The organism is Nocardia sp. NPDC060255, assembly GCF_042727395.1.
Taxonomy (GTDB): domain Bacteria; phylum Actinomycetota; class Actinomycetes; order Mycobacteriales; family Mycobacteriaceae; genus Nocardia.
On sequence record NZ_JBHXAU010000003.1, the window covers coordinates 284,764 to 310,257 of the forward strand.

Genomic DNA, 25,494 nt, shown 5'->3' on the forward strand with positions numbered 1-25,494 from the left:
CCCCGTGTTCTGCGGGACATTGAGTAGGTACCCGAGCCCACCCGGCTATTCCGGGTCGAGGAGTCCTTCGGGCGGATCGATGACGATCAGCCGGTCCGCGAGCGACACGGTGGGCACGATGGCGTTGACGAACGGGATCAGGATCTCCCGGCCGTCGTCGGCGGCTTTCACCGAAAGCAGTTCTCCCGCAGCGGAATGCAGCACTTCGCTGACGGTGCCGACCACGGTGGCGTCGGTGAGCTGGACGGTCAGCCCCTCGAGTTCGTGGTCGTAGTACTCGTCCGGGTCGTCGCCCGGCGGCAGATCCTCGCTGTTGACGAAGAACAGCGTGCCGCGCAGCGCGTCGGCCGAGTCCCGGTCGCCGACTCCGGCGAGAAACACCAGAAGCCGGCCCGAATGCTCTCGGGCCGACTCCACCGTGAAGTCGCGGACTTCCTTGGACCGGGCCAGCCGCCCGCGCAGCGTGCTACCCGGCGCGAACCGGGCCTCCGGCTCATCGGTGCGTATCTCGACGACCAGTTCACCGCGCACGCCGTGCGACTTGGCGACCCGTCCTACGACAAGTTCCATCTACTGGTCGGTGTCGACCACGTCGACCCGGATACCCCGGCCGCCGATACCGGCGACGAGGGTGCGCAGCGCGGTCGCGGTACGACCGCCGCGACCGATCACCTTGCCCAGGTCGTCGGGGTGCACGTGCACCTCGACGGTGCGTCCGCGGCGGCCGGTGATCAGCTCGACGCGGACGTCATCCGGATTGGCGACGATGCCGCGAACCAAATGTTCGACGGCATCGGCGACGACGGCACTCATTACTCGGCGGCCTCAGCGGCGGGCGCCTCGGCGGCCTCTTCCTTCTTGGCGGCCTTCTTCTTCGGGGTGACCGCTTCGCCGGTCGGGGCGTTGTCGGCGGCGGCCAGCGCGGCGTTGAACAGGTCCAGCTTGGACGTCTTCTCGGCCTTGACCTTCAGGGTGCCCTCGGTGCCCGGCAGGCCCTTGAACTTCTGCCAGTCGCCGGTGATCTCCAGCAGGCGCTGCACGGGCTCGGTCGGCTGCGCGCCGACACCCAGCCAGTACTGAGCGCGCTCGGAATCGATCTCGATGAGCGACGGCTCTTCCTTCGGGTGGTACAGGCCGATGGACTCGATGGCCCGGCCGTCCCGGCGGGTGCGCGCGTCGGCGACGACGATGCGGTACTGCGGGTTGCGGATCTTGCCCAAGCGGGTGAGCTTGATGCGAACAGCCATGCTTGTTCTGCCTCTTTCGTAGGTTGGTCACGGCGCAATTCAGCGACCCGCACGGTCTGCGAGCCCGGTTTAGCGCATGGAGTGTGTGACCGCCGCGCGGTACGTAACCGGAGACGGGCTGACACTTGTCCGGAAGGACGGTTGTTCATTCTGCCAGATGGGCCGCGTTCACCTGAAATCGGCCTATCCGCCTCTCCGCGACTTCAGGCCAGACTCAGGTGCGTCGACTGTAGCGTCGGCGACCGGCGGCGAGGGAATGAGGGAGTTAGCCGGTCCCCGGTGAGTTACCCATGTCCTGACGAAATCAGGGGGTCGCCTAGAGCAAGCTCCCAACCACCCTCAACTGTGGGATCTCCGAGTCCGGCTCGGACGCGGTGGGGCAACTCGCCGGGAATCAGCCGCTAGGTCCGGCCCCTGGTCGACCACAAGCTATCGCGACGACTTCCGGTAGCGCAGGAGCACGACCCCGGACTTGAACGGGCGGGTCTCGACGAGTCGCAGCGCCGGAATCTCGAGGCCGTCGGCGAACAACCGCTTGCCCGCTCCCTGGACGACCGGGTAGACGAACAGCCGGTACTCGTCGACCAGGTCGGCGGCGATCAGCGCATGGACCAACTGGATGCTGCCGGTCGCGACGATGTCCTTGCCCGGCCGATCCTGCACCGCGCGGATCTCGTCGATGCCGCGCAGGATCACTGTGTTCGCCCACTCGGGGTCGTCGAGGGTGCTGGACACGACGTATTTCGTCGCCTTGTTCAGGTGGTCGGTGACACCGCTGGTGTCGTTGGTCTGGTTCGGCCAGTACCCGCGCATCTGCTCGAACGAGATCCGCCCGAACAACACCGCGTCGGAGCTCGCCATGTGCGCACTCAGCACCGCGTTGAGGTCGGACTGATCGACCCCCTCCGCGTTGGCCACGTTGAACCACTCCGCGGCTTCGATCACGCCATCCAGCGTGATGTTCTCGGTGACTATCAGATCCCGCATCGTCGCTCCTTCAGCCGGTAATCTCTCCTACTGAAGACGCGCCACCCCAACCGAATTCATCGGTGTCTCATGCGCCCGGTGCCGCGGCGGTGAGGGCGTGGGTCTGCGTCCACGGCCCGCCCCACCACAGTTGCCAGCCGAGAGAACGCGCGGTGAGGGTCTGGGCGCCGTTGGCGGTGAGCGTGGTCTCGTATTCGCCGGTCCGGCCGATATCGACCAGCACGAGATGCCCGCCCGGCCGCAGCACCCGCAGCGCCTCGCGCACCGCGGCGGCTCGGCCCGCGGAGGCTTTGATGTTGTGGATGGCGAGGCTGGACACGATCACATCGAACTCGCCGTTGCGGAACGGCAGCGCGGTCATGTCGCCGGTGTGCAATTCGATTCGGTCGGCGACGTTTTCGGCGACGGCGTTGCGTTCGGTGGTGGCGAGGCTGTTACCCGACTGGTCGACCGAGCGCCACAGATCGATGCCGACCGCACGTCCCTCGGGCAGCCGTTTCGCGGCGGCGAGCAGCACCGCGCCACGGCCGCAGCCCAGGTCGAGCAGGCGTTCGTCGCCGCGCAGGGCGAGGTCGTCGAGCAGGCCGTCCCAGGCGCGGAACTTGCCGCGCCTGGTCGCATGCAGGAACAGTCCGAACTGCGCGGCCATGGCGAGGCCGACCAGGAACGTCACCCAGGCCGGTACGGCATTGCCGACCAGCGCGTTGACGATCGCGGCGACCAGGAAACCGACCGCGAGGACACCGAGCATGAGCATGATGGGCGGCGCGTCGAAACCGTAGGACGCCCGCCGCGATGTGTTCGCCGTCACAAGGCCGATTGTATCGAGCTCGAGAAATTTCGCGCCCCAACACTTTTCAGGGCTCGAATACTCAGCGGACCAGCGGAGCGAGGGTGCGTCCGGCGAGATCGACCGCGCCGGGCTGGTGGCCGTTGGTGATCATGTTGACGATGATGCCCTGCACGCCGTGGTCGAGCACCCTGGTCTGCAACTGCTCGGCGACTTCGTCGGGCGCACCGACGAATTGGCGGTCCGCGATGCTCTGCTTGCGTTCCTCCTCCGAGAGGTTGTCCACGTCGACGCCGATGCCCCGCAACATGTCTCGCTGTTCCTTGCGAGCTTGATCGCCGTCCTCGTCGACCATCAGGAAGCACAGGTAACTGACCTCCAGGGTGGCCGGATCACGGTCGACCTCGGCACACCGCTGATGCAGGGCCGCGATCTTCTGCGGCAGTTCCGAGGCGTTGCAGATGATGTTGAGGTGGTCGGCGTAGCGGGCCGCCAGCGCGAACGTCTTCTTCTCGCCCGAGCCGCCGAGCATGATCGGCAGATCGTCGCGCAGCCGAGGCTCGTTGATGGCGTTGTCGGTGTGATACCACTTGCCGTCGAAGGTGGCGTGCTCCCCGCGCAGCATCGGCTTGATGATCTGCAAGGCCTCGTCGAGGCGTTCGAAACGATCGGTGAAGGTGCCGAATTCGAAACCGAACGACTTGTGCTCCAGCTCGAACCAGCCCGCCCCGATGCCGAGAATCGCACGGCCCGCGCTGACCAGATCGAGCGTGGTGACGGTCTTCGCGAGCATCGCCGGATTGCGGTAGGTGTTACCGGTCACCAAGGCGGACAACTGAATTCGCTCAGTCGACGCCGCGATCCCGGACAGCGTGGTGTAGGACTCCAGCATCGGATCCTCCAGCGTCCCGATACCAGGCAACTGATAAAAATGGTCCATCACGAACACGGTGTCGAACCCCGCCGCCTCGGCCTCCCTGGCCTGCGCGACGACCGTCGGGAACAGCTCAGAAACCGGCTGTCCATAGCTGAAGTTGGGCATCTGATAACCGAGACGAATGCTCATACCGCCCGACGATACGCGCGCCCGCGATCCGCCCGGCGGCGCAACCGCCAAGCTACCCCGCCCCCGGGACCAACTCGCCCTACCGCCGCTCGTGAACTCGCAGACTCAGCAACATCTGCACCCTCACTCGGGATCTGCACTGAGAATTCGGCCCTATTCCGAGTGCAGATCCCGAGACAGAGTGCAGATCTCGGCGGCACCGTCGCCCGCCGGGGCAGCGCTCGATGGGCTGCTGAGACGAGGATTCGTTGGAGAGTGCCTGTGCTAGCGGTGGCCGGTGATGGGGTTGTGGTGTGCGTAGAGGCGGCCGCGGAGGATGACGGCGTAGGGGGTGTTCAGGACCTCGGGGTTGAGGCGTGGGTCTTCCTGGTAGACAACGAAATCCGCGGGAGCGCCGGGTTCGATGGTGGGGCGGCGCAGCCAGGTTCGGGCGTTCCAGGAGGCGGCGCCGAGGGCGTCGTGCGGGGATAGACCGGCGCCGGACAGGGCGGTGATCTCGTCGGCGATTCGGCCGTGGCGGATGGAGCCGCCCGCGTCGGTGCCCGCGAAGATGGGGACGCCCGCGTCGTGGGCGTTGGCGACGGTGGTGCGGACGCGGCGGTGCAGGTCGCGCATGTGGGCGGCGTAGGTGGGGAATTTGCCTGCGCTGTCGGCGATTTCGGGGAAGGTGTCGATGTTGACGAGGGTTGGTACGAGGGCGGTGCCGTGTTCGACCATCATCTCGATGGTGTCGTCGGTGAGGCCGGTGCCGTGTTCGAGGCAGTCGATGCCCGCGTCGATCAGGCCAGGCAGCGCGTCCTCGCCGAAGACGTGTGCGGTGACGCGGGCGCCGTTGGCGTGGGCGGCGTCGATGGCCTCCTTGAGGATGGCGTCGCTCCACAGTGGACGCAGGTCGCCGACGGAGCGATCGATCCAGTCGCCGACGATCTTCACCCAACCGTCGCCGAACCGGGCCTGTTCGGCGATGATCTCCGGCAGGTCGCGTTCGTCGTCGAGTTCGATACCGAGTTCACGGATGTAGCGGCGGGGACGGGCGATGTGACGGCCCGCGCGGATGATCCGAGGCAGTTCCTCGTGATCGTCGATGAACCGGGTATCGATCGGCGACCCGGCATCACGCAACAGCAACGCACCGACGTCCCGTTCGGTCTCGGCCTGCGCGATGGCCCCGTCCCGATCCTCGTCTCCCCCGCCATACCGAATCCCGACGTGACAGTGCGCATCGACCAGCCCGGGCACGATCCACCCTGTGCGACACAGTGTTTCAGCCTCCGGCACCGGCTCGAACGAAACCAGCCCATCCCGCACCCAGAGATCGCGGACTTCCTCACCAGGGAGAACCACACCCCGCAGATGCACAGCAACCTCCTGGACGTCGTCGGCTCCCACCAACCTAACGTCCATCCCCCTGACCGTCACGCACCAGACCGCCCGAGAACTACCGCGACTCAGGGCCACCGCCACGGCAGACCGTAGCTATCGGCAGACTTCCGATCGAACGCCGCCCAGCAGGACGCCGCGCACCGACTCGCACGCCGCGCATGAATCAGCTAGCGAATTCCGACGCGGCGCAACACAACGCGCGCGGGAGCTCGGCGGCGCTGATGACCTGCCGGACCCGTCACGCTGCTGACAGCAGCCAGACCTCGGCAAGAGCGACAGCGCTGCGCATCGCTTCTCGCGCCGCGCACGAATCAACTAGCCAATTCGTGCGCGGCGCAACAAGTCGGTCTACTTCTTGGGGAACTTGAGTTTCGAAAGATCGAAACCTTCGAGGCCGGGCGGCAGTTGGTCCAGGCCGGCGGGCATGTTCGAGATGTCCGGCATGCCTGCGGGCAGTCCGGGCATGCCAGCGGGCATGCCGGGCAGACCACCGCGCACCTTCGGCGGGGTCGGGCCGCGGCCGCCCTTCTTGCCCTTCTTGCCTTTTTTGTTGTTGGACCGGCGGGCGCCGGGCATGCCCATCTGGCGGCCCATCATTGCCATCATCTTTTTGGCTTCGAAGAAGCGGTCGACGAGCTGGTTGACCTCGGAGACCTGGACGCCGGAGCCGTTGGCGATGCGCAGGCGGCGGGAGGCGTTGATGATCTTCGGGTTGTCCCGTTCGGCGGGGGTCATGCCGCGGATGATGGCCTGCACTCGGTCCAGCGACTTGTCGTCGACGGCGGCGAGCGCGTCTTTCATCTGGCCGGCGCCGGGCAGCATGCCGAGCAGGTTGCCGATGGGGCCCATCTTGCGGATGGCGAGCATCTGATCGAGGAAGTCCTCGAGCGTCATCTCGCCGCTGCCGATCTTGCGGGCGGCTTCCTCGGCCTGTTCCTGGTCGTAGATCTGCTCGGCCTGCTCGATCAGGCTGAGCACGTCGCCCATGCCGAGGATGCGGCTGGCCATCCGGTCCGGGTGGAAGACGTCGAAGTCTTCGAGCTTCTCACCGGTGGAGGCGAACATGATCGGCGCGCCGGTCACCTCGCGCACCGACAGCGCGGCACCACCGCGGGCGTCGCCGTCGAGCTTGGTGAGCACGACGCCGGTGAAGCCGACGCCGTCGCGGAAGGCCTGGGCGGTGGCGACCGCGTCCTGACCGATCATCGCGTCGAGCACGAACAGCGTCTCGTCCGGCTGCACCGCGTCGCGGATGCCCGCGGCCTGGCGCATCAGTTCTTCGTCGATGCCGAGGCGACCGGCGGTGTCGACGATGACCACGTCGTACTGCTTGGCGCGGGCCTCTTCGATACCGCCACGGGCGACCTCGACCGGGTCGGCGGCCGAGACACCGAGCGCGTTGTCGCCGCCACCGATGGAGGTGCCGCCGTGCGGCGCGAACACGGGCACGCCCGCGCGCTCACCGACCACCTGCAGCTGCGTGACGGCGCCGGGCCGCTGCAGGTCGCAGGCCACCAGCAACGGCTGATGTCCTTGTCCCTTCAGCCATTTGGCGAGCTTGCCCGCGAGGGTCGTCTTACCGGCACCCTGCAGACCGGCGAGCATGATCACGGTCGGCGGGTTCTTCGCCAGGGTCAGCCTGCGGGTCTCGCCGCCGAGGATACCGACGAGTTCCTCGTTGACGATCTTGACGACCTGCTGCGCCGGATTCAGCGCGGCGGAGACCTCGGCGCCCTTGGCGCGCTCCTTGATTCGGGCGATGAAACCACGCACCACCGGCAGCGCGACGTCGGCTTCGAGCAGGGCAAGCCGGATCTCACGACAGGTGGCGTCGATGTCGGCCGGTGACAGACGCCCCTTACCACGCAGATCCTTGAGGGCACCGGTAAGCCGGTCGGACAGGGATTCGAACACCGATCGCGCTCCTGATCTCGGGGGACGTCAATTGCCTCCCAGGGTAATGGGATAGCCGACAGTTCTGCGCACGGGGATGAACGCACGGAAAAGCGACCGGGGCGTTTCGCTGCCCGGTCGCCGGATTTCCCACGCTGACGGCCGGTCTTATTCGAGCGAACGGCGACGCGGTTTGGCCGTCTTGCGGTAGTCGTGATTCTCCTTGGCCACCATGTATACCGCCTCGCGTGCGGTCAGTCCCAGCTCGAGTGCCAGGTCGTCGAGGATGGCCCATTCCGTGGTGGTGGGGATGCGTGAGTTGGCGACCGTGGAGGCGATGGTCATGGCGGTCACAGCCTGCTGTCCGGTCAATGTCCGACCCGGTAGCCAGGAGACAACCCAGCGATCCCCGCCGACGCACCGCGCCATGTGCGTGGTTTCGTCGCTCGTCATCATCGACGCCGCAACAACTTCAATTGCCACCGACGTGCTCCCCTCATGCTAGCGATAGCCAGACGCTCTGATACTAGAACGTGAGGGACCCTCGAGATATCGGTTCCAGCAAATCATGTGCAACAGATTGGTTACTTGGTAGCGAAGGTCAGGACCCGATGATCTCCGGGCCGGGCATGCCGTCCGCGGGCTTCTTCGGCGCCGGTCGCGGGACGACGGCCAAGATCGCCTTGTCGATGTCCGCCCTGCGGTCCGGACTGTCCGCGGAACCGAGGTCGAGACAGAAGGTGTCGACAACGGCCGAACCCATCGTCACCACCTTGGCCCAGCGGACGTCGGCGCCGCAGTCCTCCAACGCGGCGGCGAGTCTGCTCAGCAGACCGATCCGGTCCTCGGCGCGCAGTTCCAGCAGCACCTGACCGGGCACCGAGGTACCGGACCAGAGCACCCGAGGCTGGGCCTGCGCGTACTGGCTCGGCCCGATGCCGCCCGCCTCGCGCTCGCGTTTCGCGAGCACGGCGGGAACGTCCAGGTCACCGGCGATGGCGCGGATGAGTTCCTGGCGCAACAGTCCGGCATCCGGCGGGTCACCGAACTTCGGCGACACCACGAAAGTGTCGAAGGCGGAATCACCTTCGACGCCGAGCGAGGCCGAGAGCACCCGCAGCGAGTGCAGTGCGAGCACCCCGGCGGCGTCGGAGAGCAGGCCCGCGCTGTCCGGCGCGATCACGGTGACCGTGTAGGTGTACTTGCCCTCCCCCGGCTTCAATTCGACGTGCACGCCGCCCGCCTTGGCCTTGGCGACCAGTTCCGGCGCGATCGGTTCGGGTGTCGGCAGCTCGCCGCCCGCCATGACCAGGCGGCAACGCCGGACCAGATCGCCGATCAGCGAGGCCTTCCAGTCGCCCCATACGCCGGGACCGGTGGCCAGGGAATCCGCTTCGGCCAGGGTGTGTAGCAGTTCGAGGAGTTCCGGATCGCCGCCCAGCGTGTCGACGACGTGTTGGACGGTGGCAGGATCGGCCAGGTCGCGACGAGTCGCAGTGTCGGGAAGCAGCAAGTGGTGGCGCACAACGGCACTCAGAGTGCGCACGTCGGACGGCCACAGGCCGAGGCGACGGCCGATGTGGGTGGCCAATTCGGCACCCACCACACTGTGGTCGCCCACGCGGCCCTTGCCGATGTCGTGCAGGAGCGCGCCAAGGGCGAGCAGGTCCGGCCGAGCGACCCGGGTGCTCATCGCGCTGGCATAGGACACCGTCTCCATCAGGTGCCGATCCACAGTCCAGGTGTGCAGAGCGTCGCGCGGCGGCAGGTCGCGGACGGCGCCCCATTCCGGAAGTAGCCTGCCCCACAAGCCCGTTCGATCGAGCGCCTCGATCGCATCGATGGCGCCGCGGCCCGCGCCCAGCAGCACGAGCAGGTCGTTGAGCGCGTCCTTGGGCCACGGTTCGCGTAGCTCGGGCGCGTCTTCGGAGAGCCGGTTGAGGGTGGTGGCCGACATCGGCAGCCCGGTCTGCGCCGATGCGGCCGCCACCCGCAGGATGAGGCCGGGGTCGCGCTGCGGCCGCGCGTCCCTGGCCAGCACCACCTCCCCCGCGTGCTCGACCACCCCCTCATCGAGTGGTCGGCGCACCGGCATGCGACGGAGGCGGGCCAGCCCGCGCCGCGGCAAAGCGTTTGCCGCGGTACGCAATCCGACATCCACTGAATAGCTCACCGTCCGCGCGGAATCGCTCAGGGTGCGGGCGAGATCGAACCGGTCGCCGATGCGCAGCGCGGCCCCGATCTCGTCGGCATCCTGGGCTCGTAGCTGGTCACGGGCTCGACCGGCCACCCGGTGCAACTCGGTGCGAACATCCAGCAAACGACGATGGGCCTGTTTCAGGCCACCTCCCGGTACTTCCGGACCGAGTCCCGGCATGGCATCGGTCAATTGGGCGATGGCGAGGGCGTCGAGCAGCTGGATATCGCGCAGGCCGCCGCGCCCGTTCTTCAGATCGGGTTCGGCGCGATGCGCGATCTCGCCGCTGCGCTGCCACCGCGCCTCGGCCTGGGCGATCAATTCGTCGAACCGCGAACGGATTCCGGTCCGCCACTCCCGGCGCACGCCGCCGATCAGCAGATTGCTCAGGTCGTGGTCGCCGACGATATGCCTGGCCTCGAGCATGCCGAGCGCGGCGATGAGATCGTCGGCGGCCACCCGCAGCGCCTGCGGGACGGTCCGCACGCTGTGGTCGAGCTTGATGTGGGCGTCCCACAGCGGATACCAGAGCTGGTCGGCCACCTCGGCGACCCTGGCGGGGTCGACGTCGTCGTGCAGCAGCACCAGGTCCAGGTCGGAGTACGGCAGCATCTCCCTGCGGCCGAGCCCGCCGACGGCGACCACGGCCAGGCCGCTCTCCTTGGTGATGCCGAGCTCGGTGCCCTTGCTGGTAAGCCACAGTTCATAGAGGTCGACCAAGGCTTGTCGTAAGGATTCGGCATCGAGTCGTGGGTTGCGCGGCATACCGCCGTCGAGCAATTGGTTTCGGGCCCGGACCAGGTCGGCCGCTCCATTGGATACCTTGCCGCCGTTGCTTTCTCCGGCGCCGTGCTCGTTGTTGCCCACAACCCACCACCCGTCCATGCAAGGCGGCCCCGCCCCGACCGGTGCTCCGGTGGGAGGCGGGGCCGCCGCTCGATCGATATTCGTTACAGAGCGTCGGTACCGCGTTCGCCGGTCCGCACCCGGATGATCGTGTCGACCGGAGTCACCCAGACCTTGCCGTCACCGATCTTGCCGGTGCGGGAAGCCTCGACGATCACCTCGACGACCTTGTCCACGGACGCGTCGTCGACGACCACCTCGACCCGGACCTTGGGCACGAAATCCACGGAGTACTCGGCACCTCGGTAGACCTCGGTGTGACCCTTCTGGCGGCCGTAACCCTGCACCTCGCTGACAGTCATGCCGAGCACGCCCGCCTGCTCGAGCCCGGTCTTGACGTCCTCGAGTGTGAACGGTTTGACGATTGCGGTGATCAGTTTCATGTTCGTCATGCCTCCTTGACGGCCGAACGTGCCGTGCTGCCCAGCGCGGCGAAATCGTAGGCAGTTTCCGCGTGCTCGGACTCGTCCAAGCCCACTGCCTCGGCTTCGTCGCTGACTCGCAGCCCAATGGTGAACTTCACGATATAGGCAATGATCAGGCTGGCGATGAAGGAGAAGGCAAGTACCGCACCGGCACCCACCGCCTGCCGCCACAGCTGATCGATGCCGCCGCCGTAGAACAGGCCGGTCTTGCCCGCGCCCGCCTCCGGCGCGGCGACCAGGCCGACCATCAGGGTGCCGACGATGCCGCCGACCAGGTGCACGCCGACCACGTCGAGCGAGTCGTCGAAGCCGAACTTGAACTTCAGGCCCACCGCGAGGGCGCACAGCACGCCGGCCACCACGCCGATGGTCAGCGCGCCGAGCACGTTCACCGAGGAGCAGGACGGGGTGATCGCGACCAGACCCGCCACGACACCCGAGGCCGCACCGAGCGAGGTCGGCTTGCCATCACGGAACTTCTCCACCAGCAGCCAGCCGAGCATGCCCGCACAGGTCGCGAAGGTGGTGGTGATGAAGGTCGAACCGGCCAGGCCGCCCGAGCTCACCGCGGAACCCGCGTTGAAACCGAACCAGCCGAACCACAGCAGACCGGCGCCGAGCATGACGAAGGGCAGGTTGTGCGGGCGGAACGCGGTGGTCGGCCAGCCCTTGCGCTTGCCGAGCACCAGCACCAGCGCGAGACCGGCCGCACCGGCGTTGATGTGCACCGCGGTGCCGCCGGCGAAGTCGACCGCCTGCAGCTTGTTCGCGATCCAACCGCCCTCGTGCACGACGGTGCCGTCCGCGTCCTTCACGTCGAAGTCGAAGACCCAGTGCGCGACCGGGAAGTAGACGACCGTGGCCCAGATGCCCGCGAAGAGCAGCCACGAGCCGAACTTCAGGCGGTCGGCGACCGCACCCGAGATGAGAGCAACCGTGATGATGGCGAACATGAGCTGGAAGGCGACGAACACGCTCATCGGGATAGTGCCCGCGAGTGGAATGTTCACCGCCGCGGTGGTGACCGCGCCGCTGGCGTCCTTGACCTCGGCAACCGAGTTGCCGCCGATCAGACCCTTCAGTCCGAAGAACTGCGCGGGGTCACCGATCACGCCGAACTTGTTGTTGCCGAATGCCTCCGAGTATCCGTACAGCGACCACAGGACGCCGACCAAACCCATGGCACTGACGCTCATCATGATCATGTTCAGCACGTTCTTCGAACGGACCATGCCGCCGTAGAAAAATGCCAGACCGGGCGTCATCAACAACACAAGCGCTGAACTCGCCAGCATCCATGCGGTGTCACCAGTGTCCGGTGCACCGGTAAGGGGAAAAGCCACCTTGAAGTCCTCCTCATCTCGGGCCCTGCCGACTCCGGCAAATGGACCTGCACAGAAGGGTGGTCACTTGGTGTTTCATCCACAGAGCTGGCGTGTTTCACCTGCGTGAACGGATGGGCCAGTTGTGTTGCTTCCACGTTTCGTGGTTTACGCCCCGAGTTTTCGGGCGGATCGGCGGCTAGCTCCGGACAAAAGGGATAAGCGGTTACCGGCCAGTACAGCTAGCAAACATTCCGTATTCGATGCGATTTACCGCAAACACCACGGATCCCGAGCCCAATTCCAGGACGAACTCGAACGTAGGAGAATTCCGCGCATCGAAAGCAGAATCCGCACTCTCTCTCGGGAGCCGCACCGGCTCTAGGGCCCTATTCCGAGTGCCGATCCCGAGTGAGGGTGCAGATCTTGGGGGTACCGGGTGAGTCAGCCGAGGAGGGCGTCTACGAAGGCGCCCGGTTCGAAGGGGGCGAGGTCGTCGGCGCCCTCGCCGAGGCCGACCAGCTTCACCGGGACGCCGAGTTCGTGCTGGACCTGGAAGACGATGCCGCCCTTGGCCGTTCCGTCGAGCTTGGTGAGCACCACGCCGGTGATGTCGACCACCTCGGCGAAAACGCGCGCCTGCATCAGGCCGTTCTGGCCGACCGTGGCGTCGAGCACCAGCAGCACCTCGTCGACGGCGGCCTTCTTCTCTACGACGCGCTTGACCTTGCCGAGCTCGTCCATCAGGCCGGTCTTGGTGTGCAGACGGCCTGCGGTGTCGATCATCACCACGTCGACGCCGCGCTCGATACCGGCGGTCACCGCGTCGAAGGCGACGGCGGCCGGGTCGGCGGATTCCTTGCCGCGGATGGTGTCCGCACCGACCCGCTCGCCCCAGGTCTGCAGCTGGTCGGCGGCGGCGGCGCGGAAGGTGTCGGCCGCGCCGAGCAGCACACGGCGGCCGTCGGCGACGAGCACGCGGGCGAGTTTGCCGGTGGTGGTGGTCTTTCCGGTGCCGTTGACGCCGACGACGAGCAGGATCGACGGGTGGTCGGCGTGCGGCAGGGCACGGATCGAGCGGTCGAGCTCGGGGCGCAGCGCCTCGATCAGCACATCGCGCAGGACCGCGCGGGCCGCGTCGGGGGTGCGGACGCTGCGGGCGGCCATCTCGGCGCGCAGCCGCTCGACCACGGCGGCGGTGCTCGCGGTGCCGAGGTCGGCGAGGACGAGGGTGTCCTCGACCTCTTCCCACGAGTCGTCGTCGAGGTCGCCGCCGCCGAGCAGGCCGAGCAGGCTCTTGCCGACCGCGTTCTGCGAGCGGGACAGGCGACCGCGCAGGCGGACCAGGCGGCCTGCGGTGGGATCGATGTCTTCGAGGGGGATCGGGGCTTCGGCGCCTGCGGCGGTGTCGGGGGCGGCGGTTGCGGTCGGAGCCGCATCCGTTCCGCTCAGGGAAGCTCCGGTCGGGGATGCACCCGTTGTGGTTGAGCCTGTCGTAGTCGGAGGAGCGCCTGTCTCGGTCTGGGCGGTACCCGTCTCAGCCGTGTCCGATTCCGCAGACGCAGTGCCCGACTCAGCGGCCGCAGTGCCCGACTCAGCAGACGCAGTGCCCGACTCAGCAGACGCAGTGCCCGACTCAGCAGGCGCAGTGCCGGATTCGGCCGACGCCGTGCCGGATTCAGACGACGCCGTGCCCGATTCAGACGACGCGGTGCCCGATTCGGCAGTGCCCGGAGTCGTGTCCGTCTGTACCGACTGGGTCGCGTCCGTTCTCTTGGGCGCAGTCGCCCCGGATTCGGTTTCCGGCACCTCGGCGACGTCGGTCTCCGGCAGCGTGACATTCGTGATCCCCCGCTTCGGCGCGTCGCGCGGGATGGCCGCGTCGTCGCCGACGTGCGGCTGACCGTCCGTGTCTGTCCGCTCGACCGGCTGCGGCTCCTTGGTCGCGGTGCCGCCCTGGCTGAAGCTGAATCCCCCCGACGCCGAGTAACCACCGGACTTGTCGGTCAGTTCTTTGTCGACGGGCGGCGGCGTCAGCGAGACCCGGGAGCGCTTGTACCGGACAAATCCGACAACAAGCACCACCAGCAGCAGGGCGGCGACGACGGCGATCAGGATCCAGGCTTCGGAACTCACGCGCCCATCCTTGCAGAACGCAGCGACCTGCTTTACCACGCCGCCCCGGGGCCGAGACACAACCCCCGAGATTTCTTGTCCTGCGGAACTTCTCGCGAGGTGGCAATAGGATCGGCGACGTGACCGATCGAAACGTGCTTGGGGGGCCGCTGGAAGAGTGCGGCACCGATCCTCTCACCGGCTTCTACCGGGACGGCTGCTGCAGCACCGGGCCGGAGGATCTCGGTAGCCACACCGTGTGCACCGTCGTCACGGCCGAATTCCTGGAGCACCAGGCGTCCATCGGCAACGATCTGAGTACGCCGCGCCCGGAGAACAACTTCCCGGGCCTACAACCAGGAGACCGGTGGTGCGTGGTGGCGGTGCGATGGCTGCATGCGCATGAGGACGGTGTCGCCGCACCCGTGGTGCTGGCCGCAACGCACGAAAACGCCCTGGAAGTGATCTCGATGGACATCCTCCGCAAATACGCCGTGGACGTGCCCAACGACGTCAGCGACCTGTTGTAAATCGCCCATTCCCGGCGGCAGCCCGTGGCCCACGCCCCGGCTGCCGACCGGCCCTGTCCACCGGTACCGTCCGATTCTGACCTACGTCACTTTTGTGCCATCCGAACTCGTCCCCGCTCAATGCGATTCACATCACGCAACCGCTGCTGATCGCCGCGAATCTGCGCCAGCTCGCGGTATCCGCACCCACCGTGGGTGCCCGTGAGTGGCGCAGATCCCCAGAGCGCGGCGGTTGCCGACGAGTCAGGCTCGGGCAGCGACGCGTTGCCGGTGCGCCTTCTGACGGCAAGCGGCCGAGCAGTAGCGAGGGCGGCGGCCGGTTCCGGTGTGCCGAACCGTCGCGTCGCATACGGGGCAGTGGCGGTCGCCGGATTCGTTACGATCCGATGATTCGTTACGCGGGTTGGCTTCAGTGCCACGATTCGTCACGCCCGGTGTGGCGCGCATAGCGTCGAGGACGATCGCGGCAGTGCGATCGATCCGGCCTTTGGACTGCTGAAGACGTTGGATGGCAACACATCCGGTGAAGATGGCCAGCACATCGGACACCTCGATATCGGCGCGCACCGTGCCCTGACGCTGCGCGGCCAGCAGTAGCCCACCCAGCGCCTTATGGAAACGCGCACCCGCGCTCATCAGCAGCGCACGCGGCCAACCGTCATCGGACTGCATCAGTTCACAGAGCGCCTCGTTGCCTGGCGTCGACGCCACTACCTCGGTACAGAAGTCGAAGAAGGCGGCGCCGGGATCCGGCGCGTCGAGGTGGTCGGCGGCCAGCTTGGCCAGGCGGTCGACGCGCTGCTGCATAACCGCTTCCAGCAGATCGAATTTCGTCGGGAAGTGCCGATAGACCGTGCCCGCACCGACCCCGGCCCGGCGGGCCACTTCCGCCAGCGACACCGAGGGTCCGTATTCGGCGAACGCCCGCTGCGCGGCGGCGAGCACCAGAGCGCGGTTGCGTCGGGCGTCGGCACGCGCCGAGGTACCCGGTGCGGCGTCGACTGAAGCGGTCATTTCGTTACGGCCTTCCCTTGCCTGACCTGGTCAACCGGGTCACGGCACCCGTATGGTCCGAAATACGGGTTGTCCGACCCGATTCTATCGACAGAGAAGGCAAGCATGTCCCCTCAGCACAACCTCGTCCTGGTCACCGGAGCCACCGGCAAGCAGGGCGGCGCGACCGCCCGCAGGCTGCTCGCGGACGGCAGGGCGGTGCGGGCGCTGGTCCGCGATCCGCACGCCCCCGCCGCGCGGGCACTGGCCGCAGCGGGCGCGGAACTAGCCGTCGGCGACTTCGACACTCCCGGCACCCTGCCCGCCGCACTCGCTGGTGCCGCAGCGCTTTTCGCGGTGCCGCCCGCCGCCTACGGCCCGCACGGCTGGGATGTCGAACTCGAAGCGCAACGCGGCGAGGCACTCGTCGACGCCGCCCGCCGCGCCGGCGTCGAACAGATCGTCTTCACCGGCATCGCCTCGTTCAACGGCGACAACACGTGGGGCGCCAGCGGCAAGAACCGGATCGAGGCCGCCATCGCCGCCAGCGGCACCCGCTACACCCTGCTGCGCCCGGTCCGCTTCATGGAGAACTACCTCATGCGTGACTTCCCGGTCGACGGCATCGTCGACGGTGTCCACCGGCACCTGTTCCCCGCCGATCAACCGATGAAAGTCATTGCCCTGGCCGACATCGCCGACATCGCGGCCCTGGCCTTCGCCGACCCGGACCGCCTGCACGGCAAAACCCTGGAACTCGCGGGCGACGCACTCACCCCGCCCACCGCAGCCGAAGCGATCACCAAGGCCACCGGCCACCAGGTCCGCTACCAGGAGCTCGACGAGGCGGCCGCCGCAGAACTCGGCGACTCGATCGCACACACCTGGCGCCTGATCCGCGCCACCGGCGGCTGGCGCGCCGACATCGCCGCCATCCGCGAAATCCACCCCGGCCTGCGCACCTTCGACACCTGGCTCACCGAAACCGGTGCCGCCCAGATCAAGTCATTGCTGGACGGCGACCGAGCCAGCGCAGCACACTAACGCCAGTCGCACGCCTTCCAACTTCCCGCACCGAATTTCGCATGCGATTCTCGGTGCGGCAAACCAAAAATGGTGCGGCGGAGCCCACCCGGTGCGGGAGGTCAGCGGGTGTGCGGCTCAGCTGGCGGCGGCGCCCACGGGGGCCGGGGCCACGTTCTGCCCGCGGAGGCGCTGGGAGATGACCTGGGTGATGCCGTCGCCGCGCATGCTCACGCCGTAGAGGGCGTCGGCGATTTCCATGGTGGGCTTCTGGTGGGTGATGACGATCAGCTGGCTCTTCTCGCGCAGCTGCTCGAACAGGCCGATCAGGCGGCGCAGGTTGGTGTCGTCGAGCGCGGCCTCGACCTCGTCCATCACGTAGAACGGGGACGGGCGGGCGCGGAAGATGGCCACCAGCAAGGCCACCGCGGTGAGCGACTTCTCGCCACCGGACAGCAGCGACAGCCGCTTGACCTTCTTGCCCGGCGGCCGCGCCTCCACCTCGATGCCGGTGGTGAGCATGTCGGACGGGTCGGTGAGGATCAGCCTGCCCTCGCCGCCGGGGAACAGCTTGGCGAACACGCCGACGAACTCACGCTCGACGTCCTCCCATGCCTCGGTGAACACCTGCAGGATCCGGGCGTCCACCTCGGCGACCACTTCTAGGAGGTCCTTGCGCGCGCTCTTGACGTCTTCGAGCTGGGTGGCCAGGAAGTTGTAGCGCTCCTCTAGCGCGGCGAACTCCTCCAGCGCAAGGGGATTCACCTTGCCGAGGGTGGTGAGGTCCTTCTCGGCGCGTTTGGCGCGGCGTTCCTGGGTGGGCCGGTCGTACGGCATCGGCGCGGGCGCGGTGACCTGCTCGCCGCGCTCCTTGGCCTGCTCGTACTCCTGCCATTCCAGGTCGGTCGGCGGCAGCGGCACGTCGGGGCCGTACTCGGCGATCAGGTCGTTGAGGGCGATACCGAACTGCTCGGAGATGGTCGTCTCCAGCTGTTCGATGCGCAGCGCCGCTTGGGCTTTCGCCACTTCGTCGCGGTGCACCGCGTCGGTGAGCTGGGCCAGCTGGGTGGACAGCACCCGCACCCGCTCCTTGACCTGCTCGACCTGGGCGGCCGCTTCGCCGCGCCGGCGCACCAGATCGTCGCGCCGGGTACCCGCCTCGGCGACCACCTTTTCCAGCTCCGCGGCGACCCGGGCACCGGATTCGGCAACCGCCGCAGCGACTTCGGCGGCCTTCTTGCGGGAGGCCTGGGCGCGTTCGGCGCGCGCGCGGGTCTCGCGTTCGGCGCGCGCGGCCCGGCGCAGCGAATCCGCCTTGCCACGCACCGATTCCGCGCGTTCCTCGGCGGTGCGCACCGACAGTCGCGCCTCCACCTCCATCGAGCGGGCCTCGGCCAGCGCCGCGGCGGCCTCTTCGCGTTCGCGGCCCGCGGTCTCGGTGCCCGCGGAGGTGCCGTCGGAGTCGATCTCGGACTGTTCGAGTTCGGCATTGCGCAGCCGGTCCTCGATTTCGGCGAGCGCGGTGAGCGATTCCTCCCGGCTCGCTTCGGCTTCCGTGCGCTGGGCGAGCAGTCGCTCGCTGTCCGCCTGCGCGGTGCGGGCCGAGTGGCCGAGCCTGCCGAGCCGGTCGTAGATGGCGACCAGCGACTGATCGGATTCGTGCAGCGCGAGCAGCGCCTGGTCGACGGCGTCCTTGCGATCGGCCTGTTCGGCGAGCGCGCCGGACAGTGCCGCCTCGAGTTCCTCGGCTCGCCGCTGCGCCGCGACGAGGTCGGTCTTCGCGCCGTCGATGTCGGCCTGGATCTCCAGCTGGCTCGGTGCGCGGTCGGATCCGCCGAGGAGCCAACCGGTTCCGGTGAGATCGCCCTCGGAGGTGACCACCCGCAGATCCGGGCGGGCCGCGACGACCGACCTGGCGGTAGCCAAGTCGTCGGCGACGGCGATGCCCGCGGTCAGCGCGGTGATCGCGCCGCGCACACTGTCCGGGCACTCGACCACGTCGGCGAGCCAGCGGGCGGCACCGGGCAGCGGGCCGAGTTGCGGGCGACTGCCGCCCTCGGCACCGAATACCAGTGCGACACGGCCACCATCGGCGTCCTTCAACGCGCGGATGGCGTCGTGCGCCGATTCACCGGTGTCCGCCGCGACGGCGTCCGCCAGCGGACCGAGCGCGGCGGCAACCGCGGCTTCGAACCCGCCGTGCACCCGCAACAGTCCGGACAGCGGTCCGAGCAGCCCCTGCGACCGATGCTCGACCAGCCAGGCCGCACCGTCGCGGCGGGCGAGGCCCATGCCGAGCGCCTCGATCCGTGCCGACAAGGACGCGACCCGCTTGCTGGCCTCGCGGTCCTGTTCGCGCAGTTCGGTCACCCGCTGATCGGCCAGCGCGAGCGCCTGCGTCGCGTGCTCGTGCTGCGCGTCCAGGCCCGCCTCGCCCGCGTCCAGCTCGCTGAGTTCGGTCTGCACCGTGTCGAATTCGGCCTGCGCGGCCTCGCCGCGCTGCCGCGCGTCGGCGATCGACGTGGTCAGCCGGGCGATCTCGCCATCGAAAGACTGTGCCCTGGTGCGCAACGTGTCGACCTTGCCGACCAGTCGCGCCACGCCTTCGCGACGGTCCGCGATCGCGCGCACCGCGGCGAGGTGCGCCTGCTCGGCGGCCTTGGCGGCTTGCTCGCGTTCGCCCAGCGCGTCCCTGGCCGCTTCGAGGGTCTCGGTCGCGATCTCGACCGCCTCGCGCAGCTCGGCCTCCTCGGCCTCCACCCGCTCGGCCTCGGCCTCCAGTTGTTCCGGGTCACGCCCGCTGCCGACCGGGGTTTCGGTGTCGAGATGACGGGCGCGGTCCTGCGCGATCCGGATGGTCGCGTTGACCCGTTCGGCCAGCGCGGAAAGCTGGAACCAGATCTGCGCGGCGGCCTCGGCGCTCGGCGTCAGCCTGGACAGCTGGAATTCCTGCTGCGCCAGTGCGGCATTGGCGGCGTCGAGCTCGCTCTGCACGGTGATGTGCTGCTCGCGCGCGTAAGCTTCCTTGCTCTGCTGGCTCTCCAGTTCGCCGCGACGAGTCACCAGGTCGTCGGCGGCCAGGCGCATGCGCGCGTCGCGCAGGTCGGCCTGCACGGTCTGCGCGCGGCGGGCCACCTCGGCCTGCCTGCCGAGCGGCTTGAGCTGGCGGCGCAGTTCGGTGGTGAGGTCGGTGAGCCGGGCCAGGTTGGCCTGCATGGCGTCCAGCTTGCGGACCGCCTTCTCTTTGCGCTTGCGGTGCTTGAGCACGCCGGCGGCCTCTTCGATGAACGCGCGCCGATCCTCCGGGCGCGATTCCAGAATGGCCGAGAGCTGGCCCTGTCCGACGATGACGTGCATCTCGCGGCCGATGCCGGAGTCGCTGAGCAGTTCCTGCACATCCATCAGCCGGCAGGAGCTGCCGTTGATCTCGTATTCGCCCGCGCCGTCGCGGAACATCCGCCGGGTGATGGACACCTCGGCGTAGTCGATCGGCAGCGCGCCGTCGGAGTTGTCGATGGTGAGGGTGACCTCGGCGCGGCCGAGCGGTGCGCGGCCCGCGGTGCCCGCGAAGATCACGTCCTGCATCTTGCCGCCGCGCAGCGCCTTCGCGCCCTGCTCGCCCATCACCCAGGTCAACGCGTCGACCACGTTGGACTTGCCGGATCCGTTCGGACCGACCACACAGGTGATACCGGGTTCCAGCCGCAGCGTCGTCGCAGACGCGAAGGACTTGAAGCCCTTCAACGTCAGGCTCTTGAGATGCAAGTTCGACGACCTTTCCGTTTCCGATTGGCGGCCTTCGTCGGTTCCGCGCGCCTGCCCGTCGCGCATGCCGCCGTATTCTGCCTGGTCAGCAGACGCGGGCGACCAGCCATGGTATCCGTCGAGTGTCGAATACCCCCGACGCGGGACGGCGCGGGTGACCGTATGGTGCTTCGGCGATACACGTAGGTTATCGAGTCATCCCGCGATATCGCGTATTTCGATGTGCCCGAGGTTTGCCGGACGCGTCGTCCTACTGTCTACCGCACCGGATCCGGCGCGGCGACCGACGCGCCCACCACATGCAGGACGATAGCCCGCCAGCATAGGCCGTGCCGATGCCCGCAGGTAACGAACTCGAGACGTCAGCGGAACCTTTACACCAACAGAACGACGGACTCGCCGCACGCCCTGACGCCCGGCGATCTCGCCGCATACGATCCAGTCTGATTCGCCAGCGGGAATGTTTGGAGCGCCACAGGATGCCAGCCCCAGCCGGGACCAGTACGGCGTTCCGGCTTGCCCGAATCGCGGCGCTCGTGCTCGGCAGCCTGTTGTTTCTGTACGCGTGCGAGAACAGCAAGAGTGCCCTGCTGGCGGACAAGTGGGTCGAGGTCGCCATCGCGGGTGCGTTGTTGGCCGCCGGGCTCGGTGCGGCGTGGTTCGAGATCAAGTTGACCGACTATCGCGAGGACGACGAAGACGAGCTCGAGGCGGAGCGCGCCGAAAACCGCAGGGACAGCGTGGGGACTCGCCGGGGCCACGCCAAAGGTCGTGCGGAAGTCCGTGGCGCAACGCATGGCCGCACGAGCAAGAGCCGATGGATACCCGGCATACTCCGGGCCGACGACAGTGAGCCGCTCGCCGACCGGGCCGGGACGCGGGAGTTCCTGGTCGAATCCGAGGGGTGGTCGATGCGCGCGAAGATCGCCCGGTCCGGCGACCTCGTCTTCCACGGCCACGACCTGGGTGGTACCTATCCCCCTTACGAATGGATGTGGGTCTTCCACCCCGAAACTTTCCCCGACATCCGTACCGCCCTCGGCGATGACGAGGGTGAGATCCTCGAACTGCTCGAAGAGGTTGTCCCGCAACTAGATCGACATGGCAGGCACGACCCTGGCGCTTGGTTGCGCACCCACGACATCCCGGCGACCTATCGCGAGAAGGGCGTGAGCGCGACTCAGGAGACCCGCGAACTCCCGATCCAGCAGCCCGGCCTCCCCCGCCCGACACCCCGGCGTGCGGAACCCATTTCGACACGGGCACACCGAAACGAGCTGCCAGCGAAGCGCTCCCGTCCCGAGCCGCGGAATGCCGCACCGCTCGACGAAGAGTCGGCCCCCATTCCGGCCACGCCCGTACGCTCGCGGCGAGATCCGATCACATCCGGCAGGTCCCGATACGAGGACGTCGAACCTGCGCAGTCGCCGTACGACGAACCAGAACCGGCACGCGCACGGCGAGATCCCCTCGCGCCCTCCAGGTCCCGGCACGAAAACGCCGAACCGGCGCGATCACCATACGACGAACCGGAACCGGCACGCCCACAGCGAGATCCCCTCGCGCCCTCCAGGTCCCGGCACGACGACTCTGCACCGGCGCAGCCACCATACGACTACCCAGAGCCGGCACGCGCATGGCGAGATCCCCTCGCGCCCTCCAGGGTTCAGTACGAGGAGGCCGAACCAGTGCGCTCACCGTTCGACGAACCGGAACCGGCACACGCGCGGTGGCGTCCCGCCGCGCCCGTGCGCTTGCCGCGTGCGGAATTCGAACCCGCCCGGTCACCGTACGAGGATGCCGCCCCGCAGGCCGAGCCGGCACGCTCGCAGTGGCCTTCCTCCGTCCCCGCGCGCTCGCGTGAGGATTTCGGACCCACCCCGTACGAGGAACCGGCCCGATGGGAGGACGAGCCCGCACCCCACTACGAGGATCCCGCACCGCATTGGCCGGTCCGGGACGACAACGCACGGCCCCCACTCGAGCGGCGCACACGGTCACAGCCCGCGCAACCGGCAAACGAGTGGTCTCGCGACGACGACGCACCCGCGCAGTCTCCCTACGAGGACCCGGCCGACGCCTGGGCGCGGCGCCGACGGCTCGATGCCATCCAGTCGCAACTGGAGCAACCTTCGCCGGAGCAGCCGTCACGGGCATATCACAGGGAAACCGCACAGCCCCAATATGATTCGCGGCGCGGCGAACCAGACCTGCCGCTACAGCGCAGAGGAAGTTCGGCCCTGCCGCACGATTACGCGGAATCGGGCCGATACGAGCAACCTTCGCCGCCCCGGCAACGACCCGCGCCGAACCCGGAACCGTCCTGGCCCGAGCGATCCATGCCACGCCAGCGGCAGACGCCACGGGAACAGCCGCGTGACGATTACACCCGACCATGGACCGACCAGCCCGACGAACCGCCCGCGCGTCGCCGCCGGTCGAGCCCGCCACCGAATTCGGCGGGCTCGGGCCGCCACGCGACATCGCAGAGCGCTACGCCACCTTGGCCGTAGGCCGCGTCAGCTGATGCGACGTGCGCACCGACCGGATTCGAACCCGGTCAGCATGCGGAACACGAGCACCGCGCCCCACGGTCCGATCACCCAGATCGGCCACGGATAGGTGAATTCGCCGACGCTCAGCGAAATCGCGCCCCAGATGAACAGGACGAGCACACTCACGCCGAGCCAGCTCGAGCCCTCGATCTTCTGCCAGATCGGCATCCTGGGCGACGAATCCGCCTTGCCGGCAGACTCTTTCGGCAACTTGGGCAGATCCGACAGCACCAGCTGCAGATCCTCCGTTGTAGTGGTCGCATACACCTGCGCGGTGCGCTGGTCGTACTCGGCGAGGTCGATCCGCCCATCGTCGAGGTGCCGGGCGAGTAGGCGCACCACCTTCTCACGTTCGGCGTTCGAGGCGCGGGTACCAGTCGAGATTTCCATCTGCGGTTCCTTGTCGACGGTTCCACCCTCCATAGTGGAATGTCCACAACAATGCATCCTCCAATGTGGAATGTCAACCCTTTGCCGCCGGACCAGACCCGGCGCTGGTGTCACCACCCCGGGCGCGGCAGTATGGACGATGCTCAGCGCGCGGGCGGTCAGGGTTCGCGTCGACGAAAACCCCTAGGAGGCATAGGTGTCGGAAACCGTGCGCGGTGTCATCGCCCGTAGCAAGGGCGCGCCGGTCGAGATCGTCGACGTGGTGATTCCCGATCCCGGCGCCAACGACGTGGTCGTGCGGGTGCAGGCCTGCGGCGTCTGCCACACCGATCTGCACTACCGCGAGGGCGGCATCAACGACGAGTATCCGTTCCTGCTCGGGCACGAGGCCGCCGGGATCGTGGAGACCGTCGGTGCTGCGGTCACCCACGTCGTGGTCGGCGATTTCGTCATCCTGAACTGGCGGGCCGTATGCGGTGAATGCCGGGCCTGTAAGCGCGGTCGGCCCTGGTACTGCTTCGCGAGCAACAACGCGAGCAAGAAGATGACGCTCACCGACGGCACCGAATTGAGCCCGGCGCTCGGCATCGGCGCGTTCGTCGACAAGACGCTGGTGCACGAAGGACAGTGCACCAAGGTCGATCCCGCGGCCGATCCCGCGGTGGCCGGGCTGCTCGGCTGCGGCGTGATGGCGGGTATCGGCGCCGCGATGAACACCGGCAACGTGTCCCGTGGCGACACCGTCGCGGTGCTCGGCTGCGGCGGCGTCGGCGACGCGGCCATCGCCGGCGCGCGGCTGGCCGGCGCGAAGACCATCATCGCGGTCGATCGGGACGCCCGAAAGCTGGCCTGGGCCACCGACTTCGGCGCCACCCACACCATCGACGCGACCAGCGAGGACGTGGTCGAGAAGATCCAGGAGTACACCGACGGCTTCGGCGCCGACGTTGTGATCGAGGCGGTCGGCCGTCCGGAAACCTGGAAGCAGGCGTTCTACGCCCGCGACCTGGCGGGTACCGTGGTCCTGGTCGGCGTTCCCACGCCGGACATGACCATCGAGATGCCGCTGATCGACCTGTTCTCCCGCGGCGGCGCGCTGAAGTCCTCCTGGTACGGCGACTGCCTGCCCGAACGCGACTTCCCCACCCTGATCGACCTGCACCTGCAGGGTCGGCTGCCACTGGAACGCTTTGTCACCGAACGTATTTCGCTCGACCAGGTGGAGGCCGCGTTCACCGCCATGCACGCCGGCGATGTGCTGCGCTCGGTGGTGGTCCTGTGAGGATCGACCGCGTCATCACCTCCGGCACCTTCTCCCTCGACGGCGGCACCTGGGACGTCGACAACAACGTCTGGCTCATCGGCGACGACCACGACGTCCTCGTCATCGATGCCGCACACAATGCGGACGCGATCGCCGACGCCGTCGGCAACCGCAACGTCGTCGCCATCCTGTGCACCCACGGCCACAACGACCACGTCACCGTCGCACCTCAATTGAGCACTCGCCTCGACGCCCCGATCCTCCTGCATCCCGCCGACGAACCCCTCTGGCGGATGACCCACCCCAACGTCGACTACCGCTCGCTCGCAGACACACCGCGAATCCCCCTGGGCGGCACCGACATCGACATCCTGCACACCCCGGGCCACTCCCCCGGCTCCGTCTCCCTGCACCTCCCCGAAGCCGCCGCCCTTTTCACCGGCGACACCCTGTTCTCCGGCGGCCCCGGCGCCACCGGCCGCTCCTACTCCGACTTCGACACCATCATCGACTCGATCCGCGACCGCCTACTCACCCTCCCCGACGAAACAACCGTGCACACCGGCCACGGCGACACCACCACCATCGGCACCGAAAAGCCTTCTCTCGCAGACTGGATCGCCCGCGGCCACTAATTGGGTGC

General features: G+C 67.9%; 21 protein-coding genes. 5 read left to right on the plus strand and 16 right to left on the minus strand.

Annotated features, from left to right (window positions below; genetic code table 11):
* Positions 1-45 precede the first annotated feature (45 nt).
* The 13 genes from rimM to ftsY all read right to left on the minus strand — a co-directional run bounded on the left by rimM (position 46) and on the right by ftsY (position 14,352).
* Positions 46-570 carry a ribosome maturation factor RimM gene (gene rimM / locus ACFWF1_RS09625; protein ID WP_379284737.1) on the minus strand — a complete coding sequence of 175 codons (525 nt, stop codon included), beginning with the start codon at positions 568-570 and terminating at the stop codon, positions 46-48.
* A complete protein-coding gene (locus ACFWF1_RS09630) occupies positions 571-813 on the minus strand; it encodes an RNA-binding protein (RefSeq protein WP_011210690.1) in 243 nt (80 codons plus the stop codon).
* Positions 813-1,247: a 30S ribosomal protein S16 gene (gene rpsP / locus ACFWF1_RS09635; protein ID WP_379284738.1), complete on the minus strand. Its 435-nt coding sequence runs from the start codon at positions 1,245-1,247 to the stop codon at positions 813-815. The genes ACFWF1_RS09630 and rpsP overlap by 1 nt, the downstream gene beginning before the upstream one ends.
* Before the next feature lie 429 nt (positions 1,248-1,676).
* Complete coding sequence (locus ACFWF1_RS09640) at positions 1,677-2,234, minus strand: dihydrofolate reductase family protein (protein WP_379284739.1); 558 nt, start codon at positions 2,232-2,234, stop codon at positions 1,677-1,679.
* A 67-nt stretch (positions 2,235-2,301) separates the two neighbouring features.
* Positions 2,302-3,045, minus strand: a complete 744-nt coding sequence (locus ACFWF1_RS09645) for a class I SAM-dependent methyltransferase (RefSeq protein ID WP_379284740.1) — start codon at positions 3,043-3,045, stop codon at positions 2,302-2,304.
* Between the two features lie 61 nt (positions 3,046-3,106).
* The gene (locus ACFWF1_RS09650) at positions 3,107-4,090 is read right to left on the minus strand and encodes an LLM class F420-dependent oxidoreductase (protein ID WP_379284741.1); all 984 of its coding nucleotides are present in this window, start codon (positions 4,088-4,090) and stop codon (positions 3,107-3,109) included.
* Between the two features lie 264 nt (positions 4,091-4,354).
* On the minus strand, positions 4,355-5,494 hold the full coding sequence (locus ACFWF1_RS09655) for an amidohydrolase family protein (RefSeq protein WP_379284742.1): 1,140 nt from the start codon (positions 5,492-5,494) through the stop codon (positions 4,355-4,357).
* A gap of 327 nt (positions 5,495-5,821) precedes the next feature.
* Positions 5,822-7,387, minus strand: coding sequence for a signal recognition particle protein (gene ffh / locus ACFWF1_RS09660; RefSeq protein WP_379284743.1), 1,566 nt, complete (start codon positions 7,385-7,387; stop codon positions 5,822-5,824).
* A 147-nt stretch (positions 7,388-7,534) separates the two neighbouring features.
* A complete protein-coding gene (locus ACFWF1_RS09665; protein WP_379284744.1) occupies positions 7,535-7,849 on the minus strand; it encodes a hypothetical protein in 315 nt (104 codons plus the stop codon).
* Positions 7,850-7,967: 118 nt separating this feature from the next.
* Positions 7,968-10,448, minus strand: a complete 2,481-nt coding sequence (locus ACFWF1_RS09670; RefSeq protein ID WP_379284745.1) for a [protein-PII] uridylyltransferase — start codon at positions 10,446-10,448, stop codon at positions 7,968-7,970.
* Positions 10,449-10,513: 65 nt separating this feature from the next.
* Positions 10,514-10,852 (minus strand): P-II family nitrogen regulator, encoded by a 339-nt coding sequence (locus tag ACFWF1_RS09675; protein ID WP_040737447.1) that lies wholly within the window; start codon positions 10,850-10,852, stop codon positions 10,514-10,516.
* A 5-nt stretch (positions 10,853-10,857) separates the two neighbouring features.
* Positions 10,858-12,237 (minus strand): ammonium transporter, encoded by a 1,380-nt coding sequence (locus ACFWF1_RS09680; protein ID WP_379284746.1) that lies wholly within the window; start codon positions 12,235-12,237, stop codon positions 10,858-10,860.
* 423 nt (positions 12,238-12,660) lie between these two features.
* Positions 12,661-14,352 carry a signal recognition particle-docking protein FtsY gene (ftsY, locus tag ACFWF1_RS09685; protein WP_379284747.1) on the minus strand — a complete coding sequence of 564 codons (1,692 nt, stop codon included), beginning with the start codon at positions 14,350-14,352 and terminating at the stop codon, positions 12,661-12,663.
* Between the two features lie 119 nt (positions 14,353-14,471).
* Here ftsY and ACFWF1_RS09690 point away from each other — a divergent pair, with 119 nt between their 5' ends.
* On the plus strand, positions 14,472-14,861 hold the full coding sequence (locus ACFWF1_RS09690) for a DUF2237 family protein (protein WP_040737431.1): 390 nt from the start codon (positions 14,472-14,474) through the stop codon (positions 14,859-14,861).
* 243 nt (positions 14,862-15,104) lie between these two features.
* Here the strand turns inward: ACFWF1_RS09690 and ACFWF1_RS09695 are convergent, their stop codons facing one another.
* Positions 15,105-15,875: a TetR family transcriptional regulator gene (locus ACFWF1_RS09695; RefSeq protein ID WP_379284748.1), complete on the minus strand. Its 771-nt coding sequence runs from the start codon at positions 15,873-15,875 to the stop codon at positions 15,105-15,107.
* 105 nt (positions 15,876-15,980) lie between these two features.
* Here ACFWF1_RS09695 and ACFWF1_RS09700 point away from each other — a divergent pair, with 105 nt between their 5' ends.
* Positions 15,981-16,898 (plus strand): NmrA family NAD(P)-binding protein, encoded by a 918-nt coding sequence (locus ACFWF1_RS09700; protein WP_379284749.1) that lies wholly within the window; start codon positions 15,981-15,983, stop codon positions 16,896-16,898.
* Positions 16,899-17,015: 117 nt separating this feature from the next.
* Here ACFWF1_RS09700 and smc read toward each other — a convergent pair whose 3' ends face one another.
* Complete coding sequence (gene smc, locus ACFWF1_RS09705; RefSeq protein WP_379284750.1) at positions 17,016-20,642, minus strand: chromosome segregation protein SMC; 3,627 nt, start codon at positions 20,640-20,642, stop codon at positions 17,016-17,018.
* Between the two features lie 479 nt (positions 20,643-21,121).
* Between smc and ACFWF1_RS09710 the strand changes: the two genes are divergently transcribed.
* Complete coding sequence (locus ACFWF1_RS09710; RefSeq protein ID WP_379284751.1) at positions 21,122-23,155, plus strand: hypothetical protein; 2,034 nt, start codon at positions 21,122-21,124, stop codon at positions 23,153-23,155.
* Positions 23,156-23,161: 6 nt separating this feature from the next.
* On the opposite strand, the gene ACFWF1_RS09715 is transcribed toward ACFWF1_RS09710, so the two are convergent.
* Positions 23,162-23,587 carry a DUF1707 domain-containing protein gene (locus ACFWF1_RS09715; protein WP_379284752.1) on the minus strand — a complete coding sequence of 142 codons (426 nt, stop codon included), beginning with the start codon at positions 23,585-23,587 and terminating at the stop codon, positions 23,162-23,164.
* A gap of 196 nt (positions 23,588-23,783) precedes the next feature.
* Between ACFWF1_RS09715 and ACFWF1_RS09720 the strand changes: the two genes are divergently transcribed.
* Together ACFWF1_RS09720 and ACFWF1_RS09725 are read left to right on the plus strand one after the other, a co-directional pair.
* Entirely contained in the window at positions 23,784-24,869 is a 1,086-nt protein-coding gene (locus tag ACFWF1_RS09720) for an S-(hydroxymethyl)mycothiol dehydrogenase (protein WP_379284753.1), read from the plus strand.
* Positions 24,866-25,486, plus strand: coding sequence for an MBL fold metallo-hydrolase (locus ACFWF1_RS09725; protein WP_379284754.1), 621 nt, complete (start codon positions 24,866-24,868; stop codon positions 25,484-25,486). The genes ACFWF1_RS09720 and ACFWF1_RS09725 overlap by 4 nt, the downstream gene beginning before the upstream one ends.
* Positions 25,487-25,494 lie beyond the last annotated feature (8 nt).